The organism is Sphingobacterium sp. LRF_L2 (assembly GCF_965644235.1).
Classification (GTDB): domain Bacteria; phylum Bacteroidota; class Bacteroidia; order Sphingobacteriales; family Sphingobacteriaceae; genus Sphingobacterium.
Map to the genome: position 1 here is coordinate 557,470 of NZ_CBFFRI010000001.1, position 24,142 is coordinate 581,611.

The 24,142-nt window shown below is 39.2% G+C and carries 19 protein-coding genes; 11 read left to right on the forward strand and 8 right to left on the reverse strand.

Annotated elements, in window-relative coordinates:
• On the reverse strand, nucleotides 1–969 hold the full coding sequence (locus ACSZOX_RS02240) for an ROK family protein (protein ID WP_437918119.1): 969 nt from the start codon (nucleotides 967–969) through the stop codon (nucleotides 1–3).
• A 157-nt stretch (nucleotides 970–1,126) separates the two neighbouring features.
• Between ACSZOX_RS02240 and ACSZOX_RS02245 the strand changes: the two genes are divergently transcribed.
• Nucleotides 1,127–1,393, forward strand: a complete 267-nt coding sequence (locus tag ACSZOX_RS02245; protein ID WP_437918120.1) for a hypothetical protein — start codon at nucleotides 1,127–1,129, stop codon at nucleotides 1,391–1,393.
• A gap of 31 nt (nucleotides 1,394–1,424) precedes the next feature.
• On the opposite strand, the gene ACSZOX_RS02250 is transcribed toward ACSZOX_RS02245, so the two are convergent.
• From ACSZOX_RS02250 to ACSZOX_RS02275, 6 genes are all read right to left on the reverse strand, one after another.
• On the reverse strand, nucleotides 1,425–2,453 hold the full coding sequence (locus tag ACSZOX_RS02250) for a sensor histidine kinase (protein ID WP_437918121.1): 1,029 nt from the start codon (nucleotides 2,451–2,453) through the stop codon (nucleotides 1,425–1,427).
• Nucleotide 2,454: 1 nt separating this feature from the next.
• Nucleotides 2,455–3,132 (reverse strand): LytR/AlgR family response regulator transcription factor, encoded by a 678-nt coding sequence (locus ACSZOX_RS02255; protein WP_437918122.1) that lies wholly within the window; start codon nucleotides 3,130–3,132, stop codon nucleotides 2,455–2,457.
• A 26-nt stretch (nucleotides 3,133–3,158) separates the two neighbouring features.
• Complete coding sequence (locus ACSZOX_RS02260; RefSeq protein ID WP_437918123.1) at nucleotides 3,159–4,367, reverse strand: PepSY-associated TM helix domain-containing protein; 1,209 nt, start codon at nucleotides 4,365–4,367, stop codon at nucleotides 3,159–3,161.
• Between the two features lie 74 nt (nucleotides 4,368–4,441).
• Complete coding sequence (locus ACSZOX_RS02265) at nucleotides 4,442–5,965, reverse strand: SusD/RagB family nutrient-binding outer membrane lipoprotein (RefSeq protein ID WP_437918124.1); 1,524 nt, start codon at nucleotides 5,963–5,965, stop codon at nucleotides 4,442–4,444.
• A gap of 20 nt (nucleotides 5,966–5,985) precedes the next feature.
• The gene (locus ACSZOX_RS02270; RefSeq protein WP_437918125.1) at nucleotides 5,986–9,093 is read right to left on the reverse strand and encodes a SusC/RagA family TonB-linked outer membrane protein; all 3,108 of its coding nucleotides are present in this window, start codon (nucleotides 9,091–9,093) and stop codon (nucleotides 5,986–5,988) included.
• A 315-nt stretch (nucleotides 9,094–9,408) separates the two neighbouring features.
• Nucleotides 9,409–10,017: an outer membrane beta-barrel protein gene (locus ACSZOX_RS02275; protein WP_437918126.1), complete on the reverse strand. Its 609-nt coding sequence runs from the start codon at nucleotides 10,015–10,017 to the stop codon at nucleotides 9,409–9,411.
• 316 nt (nucleotides 10,018–10,333) lie between these two features.
• On the opposite strand from ACSZOX_RS02275, the gene ACSZOX_RS02280 reads away from it, so the two are divergent.
• From ACSZOX_RS02280 to ACSZOX_RS02320, 9 genes are all read left to right on the forward strand, one after another.
• Nucleotides 10,334–11,170 carry a sulfite exporter TauE/SafE family protein gene (locus tag ACSZOX_RS02280; protein ID WP_437918127.1) on the forward strand — a complete coding sequence of 279 codons (837 nt, stop codon included), beginning with the start codon at nucleotides 10,334–10,336 and terminating at the stop codon, nucleotides 11,168–11,170.
• Nucleotides 11,170–11,550, forward strand: a complete 381-nt coding sequence (locus tag ACSZOX_RS02285; RefSeq protein ID WP_437918128.1) for a DUF1634 domain-containing protein — start codon at nucleotides 11,170–11,172, stop codon at nucleotides 11,548–11,550. The genes ACSZOX_RS02280 and ACSZOX_RS02285 overlap by 1 nt, the downstream gene beginning before the upstream one ends.
• Before the next feature lie 781 nt (nucleotides 11,551–12,331).
• Nucleotides 12,332–12,847 (forward strand): RNA polymerase sigma factor, encoded by a 516-nt coding sequence (locus ACSZOX_RS02290; protein WP_437918129.1) that lies wholly within the window; start codon nucleotides 12,332–12,334, stop codon nucleotides 12,845–12,847.
• Between the two features lie 261 nt (nucleotides 12,848–13,108).
• The gene (locus tag ACSZOX_RS02295) at nucleotides 13,109–13,534 is read left to right on the forward strand and encodes a DoxX family protein (RefSeq protein WP_437918130.1); all 426 of its coding nucleotides are present in this window, start codon (nucleotides 13,109–13,111) and stop codon (nucleotides 13,532–13,534) included.
• Nucleotides 13,535–13,712: 178 nt separating this feature from the next.
• A complete protein-coding gene (locus ACSZOX_RS02300) occupies nucleotides 13,713–14,135 on the forward strand; it encodes a hypothetical protein (RefSeq protein ID WP_437918131.1) in 423 nt (140 codons plus the stop codon).
• Between the two features lie 220 nt (nucleotides 14,136–14,355).
• Nucleotides 14,356–15,438, forward strand: coding sequence for an efflux RND transporter periplasmic adaptor subunit (locus ACSZOX_RS02305; RefSeq protein WP_437918132.1), 1,083 nt, complete (start codon nucleotides 14,356–14,358; stop codon nucleotides 15,436–15,438).
• A 35-nt stretch (nucleotides 15,439–15,473) separates the two neighbouring features.
• Nucleotides 15,474–18,662, forward strand: coding sequence for an efflux RND transporter permease subunit (locus tag ACSZOX_RS02310; RefSeq protein ID WP_437918133.1), 3,189 nt, complete (start codon nucleotides 15,474–15,476; stop codon nucleotides 18,660–18,662).
• Complete coding sequence (locus ACSZOX_RS02315) at nucleotides 18,662–20,098, forward strand: TolC family protein (protein WP_437918134.1); 1,437 nt, start codon at nucleotides 18,662–18,664, stop codon at nucleotides 20,096–20,098. Before ACSZOX_RS02310 ends, ACSZOX_RS02315 begins: the two co-directional genes overlap by 1 nt.
• A gap of 412 nt (nucleotides 20,099–20,510) precedes the next feature.
• Nucleotides 20,511–21,095: a DUF4202 domain-containing protein gene (locus ACSZOX_RS02320; RefSeq protein WP_437918135.1), complete on the forward strand. Its 585-nt coding sequence runs from the start codon at nucleotides 20,511–20,513 to the stop codon at nucleotides 21,093–21,095.
• Nucleotides 21,096–21,285: 190 nt separating this feature from the next.
• Here ACSZOX_RS02320 and ACSZOX_RS02325 read toward each other — a convergent pair whose 3' ends face one another.
• The gene (locus ACSZOX_RS02325; RefSeq protein ID WP_437918136.1) at nucleotides 21,286–22,587 is read right to left on the reverse strand and encodes a sensor histidine kinase; all 1,302 of its coding nucleotides are present in this window, start codon (nucleotides 22,585–22,587) and stop codon (nucleotides 21,286–21,288) included.
• 244 nt (nucleotides 22,588–22,831) lie between these two features.
• Between ACSZOX_RS02325 and ACSZOX_RS02330 the strand changes: the two genes are divergently transcribed.
• A complete protein-coding gene (locus ACSZOX_RS02330) occupies nucleotides 22,832–24,022 on the forward strand; it encodes an MFS transporter (protein WP_437918137.1) in 1,191 nt (396 codons plus the stop codon).
• Nucleotides 24,023–24,142: the final 120 nt, after the last annotated feature.

The following is a 24,142-nucleotide window of genomic DNA, read 5'->3' on the forward strand; positions in this document are numbered from 1 at the left end:
TTATTTTTCCCATACCAACGCACTTGCACCAAGAATAGCTGCATCTGCCTCAGGGAGTTCACTGAAAACTAATTTAACCTTGTTTCTAAAAATAGGGAAAAGGTTTCTCTCCATATGCAATTTCGCAGGTTGAAGGATAAAGTCTCCTGCCTTAATAACTCCACCAAATAATAAGATGGCTTCTGGTGAAGAGAACATTACAAAATTGGCAAGCGCTTCACCTAGTTTCTGTCCAGTATATCGAAAAACTTCAATAGCAATTGGATCTTCCTTGATTGCACATTCATAAACCGTTTTGGAATTGATAGCATCCTCAGGATATTGGTTGAGCATAGAGCTTGGGAACTCCGCCCTCATTTTCTTTGCTGTAATCGCAATCCCTGTAGCCGATGCGTATGCCTCTAAGCTTCCTTCCGACCCTGTACTCCAATGCTTTCTTCCACCGGGCTTGACAATGGTATGTCCCAATTCTCCTGCAAATCCATCATGACCATAAATCAGACTTCCATTGGCGACGATGCCACTTCCTACACCTGTCCCTAAGGTAATCATGATAAAGTTCTTCATCCCACGGGCTGCACCAAAAAGCATTTCGCCAAGCGCCGCCGCATTCGCATCGTTGGTAATTGTACATGACATACCAAACTTTGCTTTCATTAAATCTGCGAATGGGATAATACCTTTCCATGGTAAATTCGGGGCCTGTTCGGTGGTACCTTTGTAATAATTACCATTGGGAATTCCAACACCAATTCCATCAAAATTGTCCTTCGTGCCGTATTTTTCAATTAACGGAGAAGCTCTTTCATATAGAGCATCGATAAAATCATCTATTTTTTCGTATTCATCCGTCCTCAGGTCACCTTTTTCAAGTACTTCCCCTCTATGATTAACCACGCCAAATTTAGTATTCGTACCGCCAATATCTATTCCTAGAGCAACACGACTTGATAAGTTTGTTAATGACATTTTTTTATTTAAAAATCTACAGGCTTAAAGCTATAAAAAAAAATGATAGTTTCATAGACTACTTTTGAATGAACCTTTTCCTTAATCTATAGATAACAAAACATGCTCTTGTTCATCCAATTCCCAATCGTAGAAAATATTTACTAATTTTGTTAGCATGAAAAATATACAATTGTTGTACAAAGGAAAAATGAGAACCATACGGTTCGATCCTGTAGAAGATTATTTCGGAAGAATCACCGCTCGGGTTTATGATAAAAACGATAAGTCGTATCTATTTACGAAGAATATGTATGGGCGGTTCATTTCCGACTTCCATAGTGCACATTGGCCCATAGATCTAAAGGAGCTGATCGATCAAATTCTTCAGAAAGAAATTCCAATAATTAAAAAAAAACCGGGTATTTATGGGAAGGATGTATGATATCCTCTCTTACATAAAGTGGTATAATTTACTATTTTCTTAAATGCAATCGAAGCAATATGGTGTATACTGCCCCATTAGAACGGATGGTCAGATTAAACTTTTTTGGATAGATTAACGATAACCTACGACGTACATTCTCCATACCAGTGTATAAAGAATTAGGATGTTCCAGTTCCTCTTTGTAACTATTTTCTAAAGATAGCAGGAGAATATTTTTTTTCACGCTCAGATCAAGATTTACAAAGCACCCTAAAGAAGATTTTCGCACATGTTTAAAGGCATTTTCAATAAAAAAAATCAATAGAAGCGGTGCTATTTTGCAAGAGAGGTCTTCGGAATCTAACGCAAAATTAGATTGCACATTTACATAGTTTTTTTGCCTGTCCGATTCAAAAGAGAGATACTGTTGAATAAAATCCACTTCATCCTTGAGGGATATCCATTCCAGACGGCCTAATTTGATTTGATATCTGAGAATATCTGACATCTGTAAAATTTTATCTGGCACCTCCTCCGATTTCTCCAAGCTAAGACCATATAGACTATTTAATGCATTAAATAGAAAATGAGGGTTAGAATGTCCTTTTAACATATTCAGTTCCATATCCCTTAGCAACACTTTCTCTTTCTCCCTTTTGATCTGTTCTTCGTATTGTTGAAAGAGGCTATGAATAGCAATTAACAAAGGAACTGTCATAGAAAACGAAAACACATAGAATTTACTAAGATAGATTTTGCTATGTTGAATTTCATCAAACCAGCCCACATTGGTCAAATAAAAATCGCAGAACAAAGCTAAACACGTGAATAGAACAATTAACCCAAGAGTACTTGCGCCATATAAAATATACCTTCTACGTTGTAATAGAGGAAGAATAAAGAAACGATGCGCCTGCAGATGGAAATAGAGCAATAGAAAAACAAAAAGACCGTCGATCCAACCGTGATCATTCGAAAAATCTTCTCTCTCGTTGAGTAAAGTCACTACCAACAGAAAGAGAAAAAGCAAGATCTCACGCCACCATATATTTTGAATAATCAATTTACCAAACTTCATATCAGAGGAGACCAGAGAGTAATTTTCTATAGGTTATACCAACAGGCAAATATGTTTGATTTTTTAGAATGATGTAATCGATATCAAACCGTTCTACATATAGCATATTTACCACATAAGATTTGTGAATACGTACAAAGAGATTTCTGGGCATTCTACGTTCAGCCTCCGAGGTGGTAGAGGTACAGATGAAACTTTTATCTTGGGTAAATAACTTAACATAATTTCCCCAACTCTGCAGATACAGGATATCTTCCACTGGAAAAGATACAATATGTCCATCTATTTTCATATCGACCATGGACGAAGTCGCATAATCAGCCTCCAATTTAGGTAAAGTATACCTATGAATCGCTTTCGAAAACCGCTCGTATGAAAATGGTTTAAGCAGATAGTCCAATACGCCATATTCGTATGATTCCAGAGCATGTTCGGCGTAAGCTGTTGTTAAGATCGTTGGTAGGCCATAGTCCTTGGAGACAATAAGATCAAACCCTGAATAATCTGGCATATTCAGATCTAAAAACACCAAATCAAATTCCATATCCTTTAGCAACAGTTTCGCTTCATTAACATGATAAGCGTGCGCTTCAACAACAAAATCAGGTGTTTTTCGGATGTAATTATTCAACACTAAATGTGCATTAGGTTCATCATCCACTACCAAACATCTTACCATAGGATAATACTTATGTTCTTTATTATTTAAACCCGTTCTAAAGTATTCATTTTTTTCTTCTTTTTAACTTTCTTTTTTATTCTATTCCACCACAAAAATATACCCGTTATCGGAAAAGAAGCTGATAATAAACAAACGAAAAAAGCCACTAACTTTGTCGATAAACCACCAATTGCACCCGTATGTACAGGTTTCATATAACGTCGAAGTTGCCAACCGGCAGGCGATGTTTCGTGCCGTGTAATCTGAAGCACATTTCCGGTATAGGGATCAAGAACAAGCTGATCAAACCCATTTCTATGCAATACTTTGGTGTTTGCACTACTTACCTGAATTCCTTCGACAGACTCTTTCTTTGGCATACTGATGCGCCAATAGGGAGCGTCAGGAAGATGATAACAGGCCTGCACAAAAGCCTGTTCCCAGCTTATCATGTGCCGACTAGCGATCTGTTCCACATGCAGTGGGACACTTTTAGGCGGTTTTGATCCTGTCAAGGTATACAGGGCCTCATTCGCCCATTTGAAGGACCAAGGCAGGCTGGTCACAAGAAAAATAAGAAGAAAAAAAGAACAGTAAAATCCTAATACAACATGCAGATCATGATTGATTCGTTTCCAACTTCCCGATGTTTTTACTTGAAGTCGTTGTTTTAATATTATTCGATTTTTGGGCCACCATAATATCATGCCTGTGAGCAGTGTAAAAAAAACGACGAAAGTCGAAATACCGAGCAAGGTCTTTCCCAACGAGTCTAACAGCAAGTTTTGGTGAATCTTAAGTACACTCTTAAAAAAGGTTTCTTTAGTAGGATCTACACGTGCTGTTACCAATCCCGTTGAAGGATCTACATATACTATATCTTGCGGTTCCCTTCTGAAATTTCCGCCTATGGCAGCCTTATTTCGGCTTTTCCCATTGGAATTTCCCTCTTTTCGATTCATTTTATCAGGCCTCTTCTTCACACTCATTTCTGCAGTTCGGCGGTTGTCCGCATAAAAAGTAAGCCCTGCTACTTCTTCTCCAGAAGACAACTGGTCAGAAACGCTTTTTATTAATTCATCAGCAGGCAATCGCACTGCATCCTCACTTTTTTTATAGAATCGTTCCCTATACAGCATTTCCGTAATCTCTTCCTCAAAAACTAAGATACAGCCAGTTAGACACTCCACAAAAAAGAATAAGCTAATAGCTAAACTCAAATAGAGGTGCACATTTCTCCAAATTTTTTTCATGTATTCTTCTCTTCTCATTATAGTGCCCCATACCGTATACACAGCATGAGGCTCGTCTTATTATATCGCTTTAGCTATTTTTGCCAAAACACTTTAAATTCTTTACTCGTACCTACAATATTGCCCTGAGCAGAGACCTGTTCACGATTGTTATTCACTTCAGAAGCAGGGTAACGTAAGCGAATAGGATGTACGTTTCCTGTAGGATCTGCTAAAAGCGACCCCGGTATGTTGGGTATTCCTAGTCGTCGATAGTCGCTCCAAGCTTCAGCTCCATTAATCCCATTCAAGGCCAGCCATTTTTGTTCTATTATTTTCGTCAGTTTATCCGAAGCAGTTTCTATTTTAACGTTTTGCTGATTTACATAAGCCTGCTGTTCGGCCGAACTCACACCAATATAGTTAAAGGATGCCTGTATAGCCTTCGTATATAAGCTTTCCACAGCCGTCGTACTAGTCCAACCTCGAAAAGCAGCCTCTGCCTGCAAAAAGTAACTTTCCGCAGCAGAAAAAATAAGAGCCGATTGTGTCGCACTCTTAAAAAGTCCTCCTGCATTGTTATTATTCTCTTGTGGTCCTTTAAATGCCGATGTCACGGCATAGTTCTGCGTAACATCGTTTCCTGCACCAAGAACAACACCATTATATTCACCATTAACAGCTGTATAGATGTAACTCATCCTTGGATCATTAAATTCTTTGTATTTCGCAAGAAGAAAACGTGTCGGCCGGTAACCATTATAAGCCGCTACCGCATTATTGTTCGTTGTACGGTAAAAACTAGTCCAGAAGCCATTCATCTGTCCAGCACTGGTCGTATAACCTGGATTTACCAATGCATCGACTGTTAAGAAGCCTGAACCGTCACTACTGATCACCGCTATTTCTTGCTGTATGTAGGCGGAAGAGGCGACTTCGCTTTGTCGTATCAATGCCCGTAGTTTTAGCGTGTTCGCCAGCTGTCTCCATTTGATCAAATCTCCCTTAAATAAGATATCATCGCTGCCTGGAATAATAGTTCCTACAGGCACACTAGCCAATAGCTTTGTTCCTTCTGTAATCAAATTGACTGCCTCCCGGTAGACAAGTTCACCCCCATCATATTTTGCTGTCGCTACAGAAGGATTAGAAGCTTCATAAAAAGGAACATTATTATAGTGATCAACGAGTCGTAAAAAGTACCAACCACGCATGATCTTCGCCAATCCTGCATAAGCAGGATTAAGCTCCTGTTCTTTCTCTTCAATAAGTTTTATGTTGTAAAGATTACTGTATGCACTTTCCCATATCGTATTGGCAAATTCATCATTTATACTGTAATTGATGATCATATCTAAATAGGAGTTTGTAGCGCCGCCACCACCGATAGTAACATCATTGGCCTTTCCCCAGTAACCACCAAAGAATGACCCCAATTCATTTAATGTTACCGTTTCATAGTCTGCTAATTTCAAGATAGCAGGTGGAAGCAGAAAATCCGAACTAGATTCCGATGGTCTATTAGGATTCACATTGATGTCCATATCGCAAGCTTGAAAACAAAACGTCGCCAACGAAAGGCAGATAACGGCTTTTATAGAAGAATATTTCTTTTTCATGTAAATAGTAAGAATTGAAATTAGAAAGTCAGATTAAGATTCAAGCCATAAGTTCTGGAGGCTGGCAAAGTTCTCCAACCACTAAAACCTATATTAGATAAGTAGATAAATTCAGACTCTCCAAAAATATTGGATTGATCACGAAGGTTAATTAAATTTCGGCCAATCAAAGCAATAGATGCCGATTTAATAAAGTTGACACGCTGCAATGAACTTACTGGTAAGTTGTAACGTATAGACACCTCTCGCAGCTTGATATATCTTGCATTAAATGAATTCGGCGCTAAAAATGAGCGTTGTGCACCCAACCACCAAGCTTGATCACCAGCGCTATATATGTCAGTATTCTCTTGGTAAACGCCTGGTGATACTTCAACAACTGAATTTGGAATAACAAATGGTTCTCTTCCATATTCCGCAGTTCGAGGCAATAAACCATTGTTCAATGTACTTTCGGCTGCAGCGGTATGGAACACACTTCCCCATCTAGCATCTATTTGCCCGCTCAGTTCTATATTTTTGTAACGTACAGCAAAATTGGCTCCGAACATATGTACGGGTTGCGAGGTCCCCACCTTCCTATCTTGTGCTGCTTGCTTCACATTGCCATTACTATCCACAATAATCCGTCCCTGTGGATCTCTAGCATAATCTGACAACATAAACGTAGGAAAACGTTCGCCAACCACAAAATAGTTGTTTTTAAACAGCTCCAATGCACCTTCACCAGGAAGTTCAACCGCTTTATTGTCATTATGGGTATAATTCGCACCTAAGGTAACCGTCCAGTCTTTATTCGCCAATACATCTCCTGACAATGTAAATTCCCAAGATTTACTTTTCATACGTGCGGCATTCAAGATCGAGCTTCCAAATCCAGTCACATACGAAGTTCCGACTTCTAGTGCTTGGTCACGAGCATCGGCATTTGCATACGTTACTTCTGTACGAAGCCTGTTTCTAAAGAATTGCAATTGTGTTCCAACTTCCCATGAATACACGAATTCAGGTTTAAGATCAAAATTTGCATTTGTCCCACTCATTTCAAAACCACTCAGATTACCATAAGGAAATCCCGTACTCACAACATAGGTATTCAGCAGTTGATAAGGAGCAATCGATACATTCGCTGTTTTACTTGCCGACGCATAAAGTTTACCGTAAGAAAGAATTGTATTATCTTTTAAAGCCTCAATAGCATCACTAAAAATGAATGAGACATTTCCTCCAGGGTAGAAAAACGTACGGTTGTCTGGACTCAGTAAAGAAACTGACTCATTTCGTCCATTAAATGTCGCGAACAAATAATTATTATAGCCGAGTGTAACTTCTCCAAAGAAAGAATAACGTCTAGCATGTGTTTTATAAGTACCTCCGCTCAGATTACCTGTCCTGTTATCTTGATTGTAAGTACCCGGAATAAGTACGGCACTGGAACCTACCTGAACCGAGTTTGCAGTCTGATCTTGGTAATTATGTCCTACCAAAGCATGCATAGAGAACTTACCAAAGTTGCGATCATACTGCAAAATTAAATCACTATTTAACTGAAGCGTCCCTAACGTTCTATCAACGACAGATCCTGCTTGGTTCGCTGGACGAGCATAAGCTTTTCCGTCAGCACCTAACACTGCGGCATATTTGATCGGAGCATTCTCTGTCCGCAATGCTGTATTTACGTTAGTTGCCCCCAAACGATAAATTGCTTTCAAATAGGTATTGAATGTGTACGACACATTAACATTCCCGTTCCAATTGTGCTGCGTATTATACCTTCGTTGATTATCAATTCCCCAATATGGGTTTATGCTACTGTTCGAAAAGAAATAATCAGGACTAGCCTTTGGATCATTCTGCCAATCTTGAAGTTCGGTAATAGGAATATACAGAGGTAACCCACGAACATTGTTCCAAGGTTCAGACGTCGTGGTGTTATCATTTGTACGTACATAAGCAACATTATACCCTACATCAAGTTTTTCGAAGTTCCGCGTTCCGCTGAAACGTAAACTGGTTTTATTGCTTTTGTCTTTTGGTATAATACCTTTTGTTATGGCATGCTGTGCAGACATATAAAAAGTAGATTTTGCATCTCCTCCTGAAAAAGTCAATCCATTTTGCTGCGTTACTCCGGTATCAAAGAAATCTCTTTTTTGATTCTTTATAGGAGAATAGGTTAAATCCCATTGGGTACCATCAGGTAATACAGGCCCCACTTGTACGGTACTTCCATCGTATTTTGGTCCCCAAGAACGGATTTCATATGGCTGAAAAACTCCGTTAAAGCCTGCTCCGAATTCCTCTTGAAATTGTGGCAGCCACCCGACATTTTCCAACAGTGTGCTATTGGTAAAAGAAATCTGACCATGTCCTGGCTTTCCTTTTTTCGTGGTCACTAAGATGACACCATTCACGCCTTGAGAACCATATATTGCCGCGGCATTGGCTCCCTTCAAGACCGTAATTTCTTCGATATCGTTGGGGTTTATAGCCGAAAAGGCAGATGTCGTTCGAGATGAATTTGCCAATTGTGGATTGAGTGCTTCAATAGCAGGCATAGGAACCCCATCGACCACAAATAATGGCTCGTTTGCCCCGTCCGCAATATTTCGGGCACCACGTAAAGTAACACGCACCTGCGGATTGACGCCTGAGTCAAACATATTGATTTGCAGTCCTGCCACCTTACTTTGAAGCCCTTCAAGTGGATTGACGACTGCCGTTTGATTCAGTTGCTTATCAGATACCAAACCTGTAGACACCCCCATTTGCCTAGCGGCACGCTTAATTCCAAATGCCCCTGTTACCAAAACCTCTTCCAATTGCTGCTGATCCTGAACCAGCTCAATAGCAACATGTCCTTCACGTGTAACTAATAATTCACCCGATTGGTAGCCTACCGACTGTAACAACAGCACTTCTCCTTTATTTACCAACAATTTAAATTTACCTTCATTATCGGTACGTGTTATCGCCTCACGCCCTTTGACCCGGACAGTAACACCAGAGAGAGGTTTTCCACCTTCTCTATCTTGAACAGTACCTCGCATTCGAAGATCTTGCGCAGATACAGCCTGACAATAAAAGGCAAGGGCTACACCATAGAGTATTTTTAAATTTCGCTTCATAGTAAAACTTGAGATTAATAATGCTGCGAATCTAAGCTATTTAGAATTAGTCTATGTTATTAAGCACGCGACTTTATGATGAATTGCATTCGTCAGCTAATAGAAAAAATAAGGCGTCGAGGAGATGAATAGCTATAAATAACTTTTTTACACACACTAGCAAATAACTACAGTCCCTAAATTTTCCAATATCACAAGAATACGATCGATATCATGAATAAAATGCGCATATAGGGATCCATGAATTTGCATTTAACAAAAAAGAGCTATCCTAAAAATAGGATAGCTCTTTTTATAGTTAAAAAAAACAGTTTATTAGCGACGACCAAACTCGTAGCCTATACTGATGGATACTACTTGATTTCTAAAACTTGCTCCACCTTCTTGGTTAGAAATATTAACGAACCCAATAGAATTAGAAAGGCTCAGGCTTAGTCCGCTATTAAATGTATATCCTGCTAAAATACCCAATCCTGCATCAAATGGGTTTAACTGATCAGGATTACTCCCCCATTCTATATGCGTTGCATTTCTTTCATATTTCACACGTGCATCTAGTCCGTAAGCCAAATAAGGTCCTCCACCGAAAAAGACTTCACCACGACCTGCCTGAACACGTCCCAGAAAATTAACTGGAATTTCTAAATACAACAAACGATCCGTGAATTTTTGTCCATTAGCTTCGTAACGTCCTCCTTTTCCCTGTAACGAAAGTCCAGGCTGTATCGAAAAACCTCTAGACACCCGTCCATCAAAATAACCGGTAATGTGAAAACTCGCTGCCACGTCGGTGGTTGCCGATTGATTGTCAATTCGCGAATATTCATTCGCAAGATTAAGTCCGCCTTTGATACCGAACCTACTCTGCCCGATGACACCTGAGACGCACATAAGGAGTGCGCTCATCAAAAAAAACTTCTTCATACTAATATTATTTCATTTAAAGGTTAACAATAACATAAGCACAGATAATCCATATTATACTGTTCTAATTAATAATTGTTTCGGGCGCAAGTATAGCAAAAAGTCATAAATAAAAGAAAAAAATCAAAGCTATATTTTCATTTCGTTTTTATCCTTAAAAAAGGAAGAGTCTGTCGTCAATGATCATTAGAGGGCTATAAGCGTAACATTAAATATGGATTAAAATAGTAAAAAAGCCATTTACCATTCGTAATTTTTATACTTTTGCTTGACTAAAGAACAAATAATACGTTTTTGTTCTTCTAATTTATTTCTTATGACAGTTTTGACCTTTACGTTAATTGTGCTCGCAGGTTCTATGGCCGCTGGAGTTATCGGCTCTCTTTCTGGACTTGGAGGTGGAATTGTAGTCATCCCGCTGCTTACTATTGTACTTGGTGTCGACATACATTATGCTATTGGCGCTGCGCTGGTTTCAGTCATTGCAACTTCTTCAGGTTCGGCAGCTGCCTATGTTAAAGAGGGTATTACAAATATGCGGCTCGGTATGTTTTTAGAAATTGCAACAACGGCGGGCGCTGTCGCTGGCGCTTTAATTTCTAGTGCGGCACCTAGCTCATTTATCGCCGTATTATTTGGCCTAGCTTTAATCTTCTCTGCTGGCAACTCCTTACGCAAAAAAACAGAACATGTGGTAACGAGCTCCAGTTCAATGGCTCAGGCACTTAAACTCCCCTCATCTTATCCAGTGTCCAAAACACAAGAAATAGCCTACGGCACAAAAAATGTTATCGGCGGTTTCAGTATGATGGGATTAGCGGGAATGCTCTCGGGAATGCTGGGAATTGGTTCTGGTGCTTTTAAAGTCATTGCCATGGATACGATTATGAGAATCCCATTCAAAGTGTCGACCACAACCAGTAATTTTATGATGGGGGTTACCGCATTAGCGAGCTGTGTTATCTATATCCAAAAAGGCTACATCGTTCCTGACATCTGTTTGCCTGTCATGATAGGCGTGCTACTGGGAGCAATGGTAGGGGCAAAAATTCTAATGGCAACAGATCCGAAAAGATTACGGGTATTCTTTGCCTTTATCATTTTTCTTCTAGCTGTCAACATGATTTACAACGGGATTAAAGGGAACATATAATGCAAATTACAGATAAAACCATACAAAACGTTGTTGCAAATGTACTCAAGTATGGCGTACGCACGGTTTTGTTTTTTGGGATCACTGGCGGATTAATATTTTTAGTCAACCATTCCACAGAACAGGTAGACTACTCGAAATTCATTGAGAAAGACAATAGTATCTTTGAGGTGATTAGCCATGTCATAAGGGGAGCAATTGCTCTTGATGGACGAGCAGTTATTTATCTCGGTATTCTTATCTTATTTTTCACCCCTTTTTTAAGATTACTGTTGTCGTTAGGGAGTTTCATCCTCGAAAGAGATAAACTATATGTATTTATCACGTTACTCGTACTTGCCATTATTGCGCTCAGTGTATCCTTAGGCCTTTCTCACTAACTATATCCTCAAAAAAATAGCGCGGCCAGGCGTAGTATCATTTCCCTCGTTTTTAACTAAGAATGAGGATGTACTGATTACACGAGCTGTAAATGCTATGAAAATACGACGAAAAAAGAGAAGTAGAGTTTATATTAGGAACAGATTCTAGCGTTGAAAGTACAATTACGTTATACATGAATATAAAGCAATATTCTGAGAAGCAATTATTAAAAAGGTAGACTATTATCTTTATGTTAAATCGATCTTTAAGGGGACCAGAAAGCTTTTATGCCGAATTATATAGTGTATATTTGACACTATAATTCAGACTCAGATTTATAATTGGTTAGTAGAAAAACCTTCGGTCTCCCCGGCCGAAGGTTCTTTTTTTTTGAGAAAAATTGTTGGATAATATCAAAAGTAGCTGTTTAATCAGGAGCATAAGAAAGCATACAAAATACTTTCCTCCTATTTTGGACCAACACTGTATACGATTATCGTCAACTATTGAATCATTGCATTATTTAAAGGATTTTACCCTTTCCGTATTTTGTCGGTTCCTGAAAAGAAAAACACCCCTTTTAGACCTAAAGAAAATGAAAGAACTATTTTCATATAAATAAGAAAAATAGGTTTTAGCTTCCCGATATTCCCCCTTTCTTAGACAAAACGTACTAATAAGCGGCAATAAGTATTTGTAGCAACTAATTTATCTTCCCCCATCTACACTCGCTTTTCGACCGTAGTTTGCATCATTTTTGTTCAATGTTGAGCTCATCACTACTTAAAACATACGACCATGGAAAGCAAAGAACTGAATCTAGAACTATCAAAAAACCAAAGCATTTTAAAGAATATAGCCTTTAAATTCACAAAGGATCCGGAGGAAATGGAAGAACTTGTACAGGAAACCATGGTTCGATCGATAAGGTATCTTGACAAGTTATTCAACAATCCGAAGTTAGTGGCATGGCTCTACGTTATCATGAAAAATGTATATATAAACCAATACCGACGCAATCAAAAGCACATGCTTTATGAAAGTAGTCAATCTGCTGATTACCGCGATCAAGGTTGTTCGGAACCTTACTCGACAAACACTGTAGAGGGTAAATTTGTGATGGCAGACATCCAGCATGCATTGAAAAAACTACCACAAGATCATTATGAAATTTTCACACTCTATATGGATGGGTACAAATACAGGGAATTAGCCGAACAATTTGATATTCCCGAAGGAACGATCAAAACGCGCATCCATCATATTCGCAAATTTTTACAAAAACGCTTGTCCATTTACAAAAAAGCAAACTAATAAGTTGATACGAACGAACGCCATACCGTTCGTCACAAACGGCTAAAAAAAGGACTGTTTTGAAGCTAGCTGACAAAATTGTCAAAAATATAAAATATTCATGTTAGACAAAAAACAAACACGCATGACCACAAAATAGCATAAGTACCTGTGAAAACAAAAGTAACACGAATAATATTCCATATGGTCATTAAAGAACAAAATGAGTGAAACGAGCTCATTGATTTCAATGAAATCTAACACGGATAAATAAATATACATATGACAAGAGAAATAAGCTCACTGCAACATGCCGGCCGAGTCATCTTAGGATTATTTCTGTTATTTGCTGGTATAGGGCACCTCACGTTTGCACGTCGCGAATTTCAAGCGCAGGTACCGGATTGGATACCATTGGATAAAGATAACACAGTCTTGTTATCTGGTATAGTCGAAATAGCTCTTGCTCTTCTAATTTTGATATTAGGCCATAAGAAACGATGGATACCTTGGTTTATGGTATTATTTCTGGCACTTGTATTTCCTGGAAATTGGTCTCAATACATACATCAGCGCGATGGTTTTGGTTTAAACACAGATGCCGCCCGCCTCATACGATTATTCTTTCAGCCCGTACTCATGCTATGGGCTTTATGGAGCATGGGAATTATAGGCTCACGAAAAAACCAAAAAAGCAAAATCTTTTGATAAAAAAAACAAACCATCACATTTTTATTACATAAAGCTATTTTTTTAACCATTTTCCGAAATAACCATATTTAAAAACAAAATAAAACACATAAAATGCGACTATTTTTCAAAAACAAATAGAAATAATTAAAAATTAACTTTAATTTCTTATTCTTTTTGCTAGTTTTGCTAGCAAATGACGAAGAGACAAGGCAAATGGCTTTCCATAATATTTATCTTGCTGCTCCATATATCGGGGCAACTGTCCTTCTTACCCACACAAAAAAAACTATCTCCTCTTCCAAAGCACTTTCACCAAATAGAGATAGTAAATCAAGAGATACTGGATAGCATTGATTTTGACTATCAGATTCACAAAAGAGCAACCATTCACAGTCATGATAGCGAAAAAGCCATAGAGAGCAGTGCGGAAAGTGAATTGTCCAGTACTACAAAATCGAAAGAAACGCCTCCTTTTCTTTCAAGAAACCTACTCCCTCAAAAATTTTCATTTCACACGTTTGCTTTTTCTCTACCAAATTACCGCTTGTTAGCTACACAAGAAGCAGAGAAATACAATAAAACAAGACATATTCTTTTCCAAAATTTCCGTATTTAGATTTTATCTTTTTCTTAAAATAGGTGCCTTTCTGGCATCTTAGTAAAACTTGTCTATGCTTTCACCATATGTGATTGCCTGAATTTGCTATTTACACAAATCAACTTAATATCACTTAGTTACAGAACCAAGATTCGTATGAATGTCATCATTATTTATTCACCTATACACGAGAATAAGTAGGATAGCTTCATCACGATTGAAAAACAAATTTATGCCGATGAAAACGAACATCATGCTTATGGGATCTCTTGTCTTGTTTGCGCTTAACAGCTGCAACTTCCATAAGGACGTAAAAGAAGAAAGCACAAACTTTTTAGTCTCTTCCCCTTTAATTAATGACACAACTATTGTGAAACAGTACGTTAGTCAAGTACGATCGATTAGACACATCGAAGTCCGTTCACAAGAGCGGGGGTATTTGGAAAAAGTAATGGTTGACGAAGGACAATTTGTACATAAAGGACAACTCTTGTTTCAGATTATGCCTAAAATCTACAATGCCGAATTGCTTAAAGCGCAGGCTGAAACCGAGGCTACAGCAATAGAGTTACAAAACATCCAAACGCTGGCGGATAAAAATGTAGTAGCACCAAATGAGCTAGCGATGGCGAAAGCTAAATTAAAAAAGGCACAAGCTGAAATGGAGTTAGCCAGTGCTCATTTGGAGTTTACGAAAATTACAGCTCCTTACGATGGAATTATAGATCACCTGGATTTGAAACTTGGTAGTCTGGTCGACGAGGGAGACCTCCTGACCACGCTTTCCGACAATAGTACCATGTGGGTATACTATAATGTCCCTGAAACGGAATATCTCAATTATAAAACAAATGCGAGTGATCAAAACCGCGACTATGTGCAACTTCTACTGGCAAATCAAGAAGTGTACAAGCAGGCGGGAAAAGTCGAAACTATAGAGGCAGACTTTAACAATGAAACTGGAAATATAGCTTTTAGAGCAACCTTTCCTAATCCAGATAATCTACTGCGGAACGGCCAAACAGGAAGTATCTTGATGTCTATTCCTTTAGCACATGCCATTATCATTCCACAAAAAGCAAGTTTCGAAATCATGGATAAAAAATATGTCTATGTGGTGGACAAGGATAACAAGGTGAAATTAACGCCTATTACCATAAAAGCCGAGTTACCCGATTTATTTATTGTACAGAGTGGCCTTAAAGGGGATGAAAAAATACTCCTTGAAGGGATACGGAAAGTGCAGAACGGCGATAAGATTGAATACACCTATAAGCAGCCACGTGAAGTACTGCAACAGTTGGTATTGCCTAGCGAATAATAGTTAAACGTAGTATACAACAAAAACGTTAGATTATGTTTGAAAAATTTATAAAACGCCCTGTACTAGCGATAGTACTATCTATAGTGATTATTTTTATGGGATTGTTGGCAATAAGTTCCCTGCCCATCTCCCAGTTTCCAGATATAGCTCCACCCGTGGTCGTTGTCAATATCGCTTACCCAGGCGCTAGTGCCAACGTATTGACGGAATCAGTTCTTATTCCCATGGAAAAATCCATCAATGGAACGCCAGGGATGAAATACATGACCTCCGATGCGACCAGTGCAGGAGAGGCGACGATCATGGTTTATTTTGATTTAGGAACCGATCCAAGCCAAGCCATGGTAAATGTAAAAACACGGATTGAGCAGGTTACCAACCGACTTCCCGAGCTGGTACAGCGTGAGGGTTTAGTGGTGAGTTATACGTCGCCCAACATGTTAATGTATGTCAATGTATTCAGCACCGATCCACAAGCGGATCAGAAGTTTCTGTACAACTTTTCGAATGTAAATGTCATTCCTGAAATCAGTAGGCTGAAAGGCGTCGGTAGTGCAAAGATTTTGGGAAGCCGAATTTACGCCATGCGCGTGTGGCTTAATCCGGAACGGATGCGAGCTTACAATGTTTCGACTGACGAAGTGATGGAAGCAATGAGCCAGCAAAGTATCATCGGAACGCCAGGCCGTATCGGACAAAGCACAGGGAAAAGATCACAAGCTTTAGAATATGTACTTACCTATAAAGGCCGCTACAATAAAGTCGAAGAATATGAAAGCATCATTATCCGCTCAAATCCTGAAGGAGAAAGCTTGAAATTAAAAGACATCGGAAAAGTCGAGCTCGGGAGTGAATTTTACGACATCTATTCCAACCTTGACGGCTTACCATCGGCTTCAATTACATTGAAACAAAATTACGGCAGTAATGCCAACGAGGTCATCAAAGAGGTAAAAAGTAAATTGGACGAGATCAAAGCAGCGTCCTTTCCTCCAGGTATGGACTATAAAATTACCTACGATGTTTCAAATTTCTTAAATGCATCCATCGAGAAAGTTGTACATACGCTAGTCGAGGCCTTTGTATTGGTTGCTTTGGTTGTATTTTTATTTTTGGGTGATTGGCGATCCACCTTGATCCCAACAATTGCCGTTCCCGTCTCTTTAATCGGCGCATTTATGTTTATGCAGCTGTTTGGTCTCACCATCAATCTGATTACTTTATTTGCATTGGTATTGGCCATCGGGGTAGTTGTCGACGATGCCATAGTCGTCGTAGAAGCCGTCCATGCGAAGATGCACGAAAAACATCTCTCCCCCTATAAAGCGGTGATCGAAGTTGTTAAAGAAATTAGCGGAGCAGTCATTGCTATCACGTTGTTGATGACAGCCGTTTTTATTCCAGTAGCTTTTATGCAAGGACCGGTTGGTGTATTTTTCCGTCAGTTTTCAATCACTATGGCCTGCTCTATCGTCATTTCAGGATTTGTAGCCTTGACCTTGACGCCTGTACTCTGCGCCATGATACTTAAGAACAACCACGGAAAAACGAAGAAAAAGACCCCTGTCGACAAGTTTCTCGATGCTTTCAACAAACGATTTGACCGCTTAAATCTTCGTTACGCCCTATTTTTAAAGCGTATTGTAAATAGAAAATTGATTACTTACCTATTACTCGCTTTATTTTCGTTCGGTATTTTCGGAATTTCAAGAACTCTTCCTAGTGGTTTTATTCCAAACGAAGATCAAGGTATGATCTATGCTATTGTACAAACACCTCCAGGTTCGACATTAGAACGCACCAATGATGTTGCTCGTCAACTACAAGAAATCACAGAACATATGGATGGCGTTTCTTCAGTGACGGCACTGGCGGGCTACGAAGTATTGACAGAAGGCCGTGGATCAAACGCTGGAACTTGTCTAATTGAACTAAAAGATTGGTCGGAACGCAAGGAAAGCGTTGCCGAAATCATCGAAGAATTAGAAGAAAAGTCTAAAGAAATATCGGGTGCTACAATTGAGTTTTTCGGACCTCCCGCTGTTCCAGGATACGGTGCTGCAGGCGGTTTTTCGATGCGATTGCTCGACAAAACAAATACAGACGACTATAAAGAACTGGAAAAAGTGAATGATGAGTTTATGGAAGCATTGAAGAAGCGGAAAGAGCTCACTGGCCTATTTACTTTCTTCAGTGCCAATTATCCACAGTACGAATTGGAAATAGACAACGAGGCAGCGATGCAAAAAGGTGTAAACATTGAGAATGCCATGAATAACCTATCCATTCTTATTGGTAGTACATACGAGCAAGGTTTCATCCGCTTTGGAACATTTTACAAAGTTTACGTACAAGGATCGCCCGAGTCTCGCGCACTTCCCGAAGACGTTATGAAACTTTATGTCAAAAACAATAGGGATGAAATGGTGCCTTATTCGGCTTTTATGAAAATGAAAAAGACGCATGGTCTGAATGAAATCACACGCTACAACATGTATCCTTCCTCTGCTATCAAAGGAGAACCTGCCCCTGGCTACAGTACAGGAGAAGCTATACAAGCCATACAGGAAGTTGCAAAACAAACGCTCCCACGTGGTTATGATATAGGTTGGGAAGGATTAACCAAAGACGAAGCCGCGCGAGGAAATGAATCTATTTATATTTTCTTAATTGTATTGGGCTTTGTCTACTTAGTACTTGCGGCGCAGTATGAAAGTTTCATCCTTCCGCTATCGGTGATCCTCTCACTTCCTGCCGGAATCTTCGGAACGTTTTTACTCCTCAAAATATTGGGATTAGCAAACGATATCTATGCACAGGTAGGGCTTGTCATGCTCGTGGGGCTTCTAGGAAAAAATGCCGTACTGATTGTGGAATTTGCAATGCAAAAACATGCCGAGGGAATGACTGTTTACAAAGCAGCTATTGAAGGGGCACGCGTAAGGTTCCGCCCAATTTTAATGACATCATTTGCATTTATCGCTGGGATGATCCCCATGGTCTTGGCACATGGTCCTGGTGCCATAGGAAACCGGACCATTGGTGCCGCCGCTGCAGGAGGTATGCTGCTAGGTACCGTGTTTGGTGTCATCATCGTCCCGGGTTTGTACTTCATATTCGGAAGCATAGCCGCAAAACGTAAATTAATTAAGCATGAAGATGAATTGCCTTTATCTGAACGTATCGAAAATCCTCTGCTAGAAGAAATACATAGAAACTAATGAATAGAACTCAAGCCTTCAAATATACTGTTTACATATGCAGTGCTGCTTTTTTAGCAGCCTGCAATGTTCCTAAAATAAAGGAAAAAATAGCCTCTACCAACACGCTACCCGACAGCTATGTTGGACATGCCGATAGTACAAATATAGCCCTCACAAACTGGAACGATTATTTTGCGGACCCATTTCTTCGCCGTTTAATCGACTCCGCACTAAACAACAACCAGGAATTGAATATCATGTTGCAGGAAATCAAAATGTCTGCGAATGAAGTCATGGCTAGAAAAGGTGAATACCTTCCTTTTGTTGGTGCAAAAGCGGGAGCCGGTGTAGAAAAGCGAAGTGAATATACTACCCTTGGTGCAGCAGAAAGGCAGGTCGATATCCGTGATGGAAAAGAAAATCCAGACCCAATGCCCGATTTAACAGCATCTCTATTCGCCAATTGGGAAATCGACATTTGGAATAAACTGCACAATGCAGCACAAAGTGCTCAATTGAGATACCTTTCGTCGATTGAGGGAAAGAACTTCATGGTAACAAACCTTGTCGGTGAAATAGCGAACCTGTATTATGAGCTTCTTTCACTGGATCAACAATTGTTATTGCTAAACCAAACACTCAAACTTCAATCAGATGCTTTGGATCTTGTCAAACTTCAGAAAACAGCTACGCGTGTAACTGAATTAGCGGTAAAGAAATTTGAAGCAGAAGTGTACATGACGGAAGGACGACAATATGAAATCGCACAACAAATCCTTGAAACGGAAAACAAATTAAATTATCTAGTCGGTCAATATCCGCAACACATTGCACGATCCACCGATGGACTGGACTTCAAGTATCTTCCAACGATCGATGAAGGTTTGCCGGCTCAACTGCTCGGTAATCGACCTGACATTCGGGAAGCAGAACTCCATATGGCCGCGTCCAAATTAGACGTGAAAGTGGCGAAAGCAAAGTTTTACCCTGCTTTAGGGATATCGGCGAGTTTCGGCTATCAAGCTTTTAATCCTGCGTATTTGATCAAAACGCCACAATCGTTAATCTATTCGCTTACCGGCGATTTGATCGCACCACTTATCAATAAAAAAGCGATACAGGCAGATTACCTCAATGCTAATGCGCAACAGATTCAATCGGTGTACGTATATGAACAAAAACTCCTTAATGCGTATATCGAAGTGGCTAATCAACTATCAAAGTTTAACAACATGCGCAACCTCAATACAATCAAAGGGAAACAAGTGGGAGCTTTGACGGAATCAGTACAGATATCTTACGATTTATTTAATTCGGCACATGCCGATTACATGGAAGTATTGATGACGCAACGTGATGCTATTGAGGCTAAATTTGAGCTTATAGAATCGCAACGTTCACAATTCATTGCGGTAGTTGATCTTTACCGATCGCTGGGTGGTGGATGGAGATAATGGTAATGCATGAAGATTGTAAGGACTGCGGCACTTACCATTCGACTTTCAGGTTGACATCGTTAGGATGTCAACCTGAAATAGTATTTACAGGGCCTACATTACTGTATTGTCAGGATACATAATGGCAATGTACATGTACAAATGAGCAGATTGAGCCTGCCAAGGAGTATCTTTTACACAAAAAATGCAACGAAAAAAATCAGAAAAACACTGTATTTCTTCCTAAAAAAGCTTTTATTTACGGCAGATAACTTTGGTTTTACTGAATATTCAAAAGATTTACACAAGGGAACAAGAAAAGCGGCTATTTTTTTGTAAAAGTTAAAACAGTAGAAAATTCAAGATCTTAAAGAGAAACCTATTGTCACGAACATGAATGAAAACTATTGAAAAACATAGATTATTAAAAATGAGCAGCCATTTAGAGAAAGCAATCGCACGTTTCGACGACTATAACAAAAAGGATCCGACAATCTTTGTGTGGGAAGGCAAACAGTACCCACAGGAATACTTTCTCTCCTTAAAGCTATACGAATGGGTTTTGAAATTAGATCCAGAAGCCAACGATGCGCTTATTCTAGCGTCCAGAAGTCAGCACATTGGACGGTGGGAAATCCCAAGAAACCACTACCCTATGGACAAGGATGGTTATTTAAAATGGCGACGAGAACTGAGTAGTTACCATGCTACAAAGGCAAGAACCATTTTAGAGGAATTAAACTATTCCGAAGAACTCATAACGGAAGTTGAGCAAATCGTCCTAAAAAAGAAAATAAAGGTTAGCCCATCGGTACAAACTATGGAGAATGCACTATGTCTTGTTTTCTTAGCTTATCAATACGAAGATTTCTTCCCAAAGCACGAAGATAAAATTGTAAACATACTTAAAAAATCGTTATTAAAAATGGATGCCCACGGACATCAATTTGCACTTAAACTGACCTACTCTGAAAAGGGTTTACATTATATACAGATGGCATTGGCTGAACTGTAGTTTTTTCTACAACCCAACCTTAATCAAATATCTATCTGATGGTCGTATATTTATAGAACGAAACAGACACCTCTATCATCCCGCCCCAAGTAGCGCACATAACACAAGGATAGCTATAGATCTTCCCTTGAAGATCATGCAAAACGACAAACACAACGCTTATATCACATGTTTATACATGAATAATAGGCTAATTACCTTTTGGTAGCTTAACATAAAAGACAGTTTTATCGTCCCTTTCGCTTGTAACCCGAATACTGCCGTTGTTAAGCGAAACCAGATCGTGGATCAATGTCAACCCCAAGCCCGTCCCTTTTTCTCCTGCTGTACCCCAGGCTGGCTCTTGTATATGTTTGAAGAGTGTTCCGATCTTATTTTCTGGAATCCCAACACCGTAATCTATGACTGCAATCTCGATTTCGTTAGGGGTAGTTCTTGCTTCGATATCGATGTTGGAATCGCAATGACTAAATTTTAAAGCATTGGCCATCAAGTTCCTGAGAATGAGATTAAGATGTTGTCGATCAGCAAAAACAGTGATCTCTTCTGTCAATTGAAGTCTAAAGATGATATTTTTCGTAGATGCCTGTAAAATAAATTCATCTTCGAGACCAGAAAAACACGAGACCAAATTTATATTTTCAGGAACAGGAACAATCTTCTGTACATTATTTTTACTCCAGAGTAACAGTCCATCAATATTTGTGTACATAGCGGTTAATTGCTTCTTAATATTCTCTAAAATTCGGTTTTGTCGTTCCTGAGGTAGATCCTTTAGTAAAATTATCTCGACAGCCTGTTTAGCACCAATCAAAGGGCTTCTGATATCATGCGACAGCATCGCAAAAAGTCTTTCCATCGTCCGATTGGATTCTTCGAGCTTATTTTTTTGTTCAGACAACTGATTTTGATAATCGGCCTGTATCGACTTGAGATAGCTGATAATTCCCAGCATACACAGTAACCCTAAAACAGAGTTCAGTACAATCCGAAGTTCACTGACTTCCTTGACTATAATAGATTCAATAGGATAAAATTTGGGGATTATTGTAGCCAGCAGTACAAAAACGATGATGATAACGACGATATAATTTTTTTTAAAAAGAAGAAGACAAACCGTCGCTAAACATAACAAATAGTACTCCGTCGAATTTGGATATATAAAATTCGTCACGGAAAAAAAGACGGATAGAAGAATTAAAAACCAAAATTTAGCCAACTGATACTTCCGCAGATGGTTAAATCTGAAAACCAGAAATATGCCAATAACCGTCAACACATTTATGATTCCAAGCATAGGATAAACAAACAGATTTACCGCAGCATAAATACTAATTAGCACAATGCAGCCGAAAGCAATGGAATTGAGAAGTTTGATCTCGCGACGCGAAATATAAGTAAGCTCATCGCTTATTCCTATGTTCACAACCTGATGTAGAAATCCCGAAAACATATCAGAGATTACTTTTTTCGAATGATGCCTATTGTACATAACAGATTTTTTAAGCTACACTTCTTTATTGGTTAACACTATTTGGCCAAATTTTTAGCAAACTACTATTTTTGACTGTATTTTCGACAGCGTATATTTCCTAATATACGAAAATATTTATTATCTAAATTTATTGATTTGTTGAATAGAAGAACTTCTAGAGCTAACTGTAAAAGCTCTCGATAGGATGGAAATGGTAAAAAAAACTATTTTTTCTTCTCTTTTTTTACAACCTTTGTTCACAATGGTCAATTGGAAGACAAATCTCTACACCTGTTGGCTCGGCTGTTTCTTTACCGGTATTGCCATCAGTATGGTGCTCCCCTTTTTACCGCTTCTCGTACTCAAGTTGGGGGTGCAGCAAAATGAAACACTTTGGTCGGGAGCCGTATTTGGTATTACTTTTTTGGTATCGGCAATCGCTACGCCTTTTTGGGGTAAACTTTCGGATAGATACGGGCGGAAAGTCATGCTTTTGAGGGCTTCATTGGGCATGAGTATTGTTATCTTTCTACAATCTTTCGTGACCGACGTCTGGCAGTTGCTTGCTCTTCGGGCAATTATGGGCGTAACTTCCGGTTATATTCCTACTGCAGTTGCACTTGTTGCCTCTCAAATACCGTCCGAAAAAAGCGGTTGGGGGCTCAGCGTACTATCCACTGCTCAAATATCGGGCGTACTTATCGGCCCACTTCTGGGTGGATTTATCGCAGACATGGTGGGAATCTCTGCGGTTTTTATCAGCACATCCCTGCTCCTTCTGATCAGCTTTCTAATTACCTTGATACTTATTAAAGAAAACTTCAAACCCTCTTTTCCTTCAAGAGCGAAAATTGATTCTTCCAAATCTATATTAAGCCTAGTTAGTTCGCCCCAATTAATAGGGGCTCTACTGCTCTCTTCCATGCTCATTCAAGTGATGAACAGCTCCATAAATCCCATTTTACTTCTCTATATCAAAAGCCTTAATCCAGGATTAGAAAATCTCGCTTTTATTAGTGGCGCTATCAGTGCTGCTCCGGGGTTCTCTGCATTAATTTCAGCTCCTTATTTGGGTAAACTCGGCGACCGCATCGGAATCCCAAAGGTGTTGTTCATGGCGTTAGCATTCACCACAGTAATTATTCTAATGACTTTCTTCGTCACCGATGTCTATCAATTCGCCTTATTACGATTTCTTCTTGGATTTGGCGAAGGCGCTTTGTTTCCCTGTATACAGAGCTTACTCATTAAAAACACGGACAGTAGCATTTACGGACGGATATTTGGATACAACCAATCTTCGATTTACATCGGCAACATTGTAGGCCCCTTGATTGGCGCGTATACCGCTACACTGCTGGATTTCAACTTTATATTTCTAATAGTAGGCATCCTCATTATAGCAAATACAATCAACTTATACAGCCAACAGCACAAAACGGATACAGATTAGCACCACAAAAAAGTCATTCAAATCAATATTAGACGAAAACCATTAAGTTTCTTCTTACCGATTTGAATGACTCTGATTAGTAAAAAAATAAACTTCTTTTACTACTTAAAAAAGCTGTTT

Excerpts from the sequence above, each read along its gene's own strand:
- ACSZOX_RS02240 (WP_437918119.1), bottom strand. The coding sequence starts at position 969 with ATGTCATTAACAAACTTATCAAGTCGTGTTGCTCTAGGAATAGATATT.
- ACSZOX_RS02245 (WP_437918120.1), top strand. The coding sequence starts at position 1,127 with ATGAAAAATATACAATTGTTGTACAAAGGAAAAATGAGAACCATACGG.
- ACSZOX_RS02250 (WP_437918121.1), bottom strand. The coding sequence starts at position 2,453 with ATGAAGTTTGGTAAATTGATTATTCAAAATATATGGTGGCGTGAGATC.
- ACSZOX_RS02255 (WP_437918122.1), bottom strand. The coding sequence starts at position 3,132 with ATGGTAAGATGTTTGGTAGTGGATGATGAACCTAATGCACATTTAGTG.
- ACSZOX_RS02260 (WP_437918123.1), bottom strand. The coding sequence starts at position 4,367 with ATGAAAAAAATTTGGAGAAATGTGCACCTCTATTTGAGTTTAGCTATT.
- ACSZOX_RS02265 (WP_437918124.1), bottom strand. The coding sequence starts at position 5,965 with ATGAAAAAGAAATATTCTTCTATAAAAGCCGTTATCTGCCTTTCGTTG.
- ACSZOX_RS02270 (WP_437918125.1), bottom strand. The coding sequence starts at position 9,093 with ATGAAGCGAAATTTAAAAATACTCTATGGTGTAGCCCTTGCCTTTTAT.
- ACSZOX_RS02275 (WP_437918126.1), bottom strand. The coding sequence starts at position 10,017 with ATGAAGAAGTTTTTTTTGATGAGCGCACTCCTTATGTGCGTCTCAGGT.
- ACSZOX_RS02280 (WP_437918127.1), top strand. The coding sequence starts at position 10,334 with ATGACAGTTTTGACCTTTACGTTAATTGTGCTCGCAGGTTCTATGGCC.
- ACSZOX_RS02285 (WP_437918128.1), top strand. The coding sequence starts at position 11,170 with ATGCAAATTACAGATAAAACCATACAAAACGTTGTTGCAAATGTACTC.
- ACSZOX_RS02290 (WP_437918129.1), top strand. The coding sequence starts at position 12,332 with ATGGAAAGCAAAGAACTGAATCTAGAACTATCAAAAAACCAAAGCATT.
- ACSZOX_RS02295 (WP_437918130.1), top strand. The coding sequence starts at position 13,109 with ATGACAAGAGAAATAAGCTCACTGCAACATGCCGGCCGAGTCATCTTA.
- ACSZOX_RS02300 (WP_437918131.1), top strand. The coding sequence starts at position 13,713 with ATGACGAAGAGACAAGGCAAATGGCTTTCCATAATATTTATCTTGCTG.
- ACSZOX_RS02305 (WP_437918132.1), top strand. The coding sequence starts at position 14,356 with ATGAAAACGAACATCATGCTTATGGGATCTCTTGTCTTGTTTGCGCTT.
- ACSZOX_RS02310 (WP_437918133.1), top strand. The coding sequence starts at position 15,474 with ATGTTTGAAAAATTTATAAAACGCCCTGTACTAGCGATAGTACTATCT.
- ACSZOX_RS02315 (WP_437918134.1), top strand. The coding sequence starts at position 18,662 with ATGAATAGAACTCAAGCCTTCAAATATACTGTTTACATATGCAGTGCT.
- ACSZOX_RS02320 (WP_437918135.1), top strand. The coding sequence starts at position 20,511 with ATGAGCAGCCATTTAGAGAAAGCAATCGCACGTTTCGACGACTATAAC.
- ACSZOX_RS02325 (WP_437918136.1), bottom strand. The coding sequence starts at position 22,587 with ATGTACAATAGGCATCATTCGAAAAAAGTAATCTCTGATATGTTTTCG.
- ACSZOX_RS02330 (WP_437918137.1), top strand. The coding sequence starts at position 22,832 with ATGGTCAATTGGAAGACAAATCTCTACACCTGTTGGCTCGGCTGTTTC.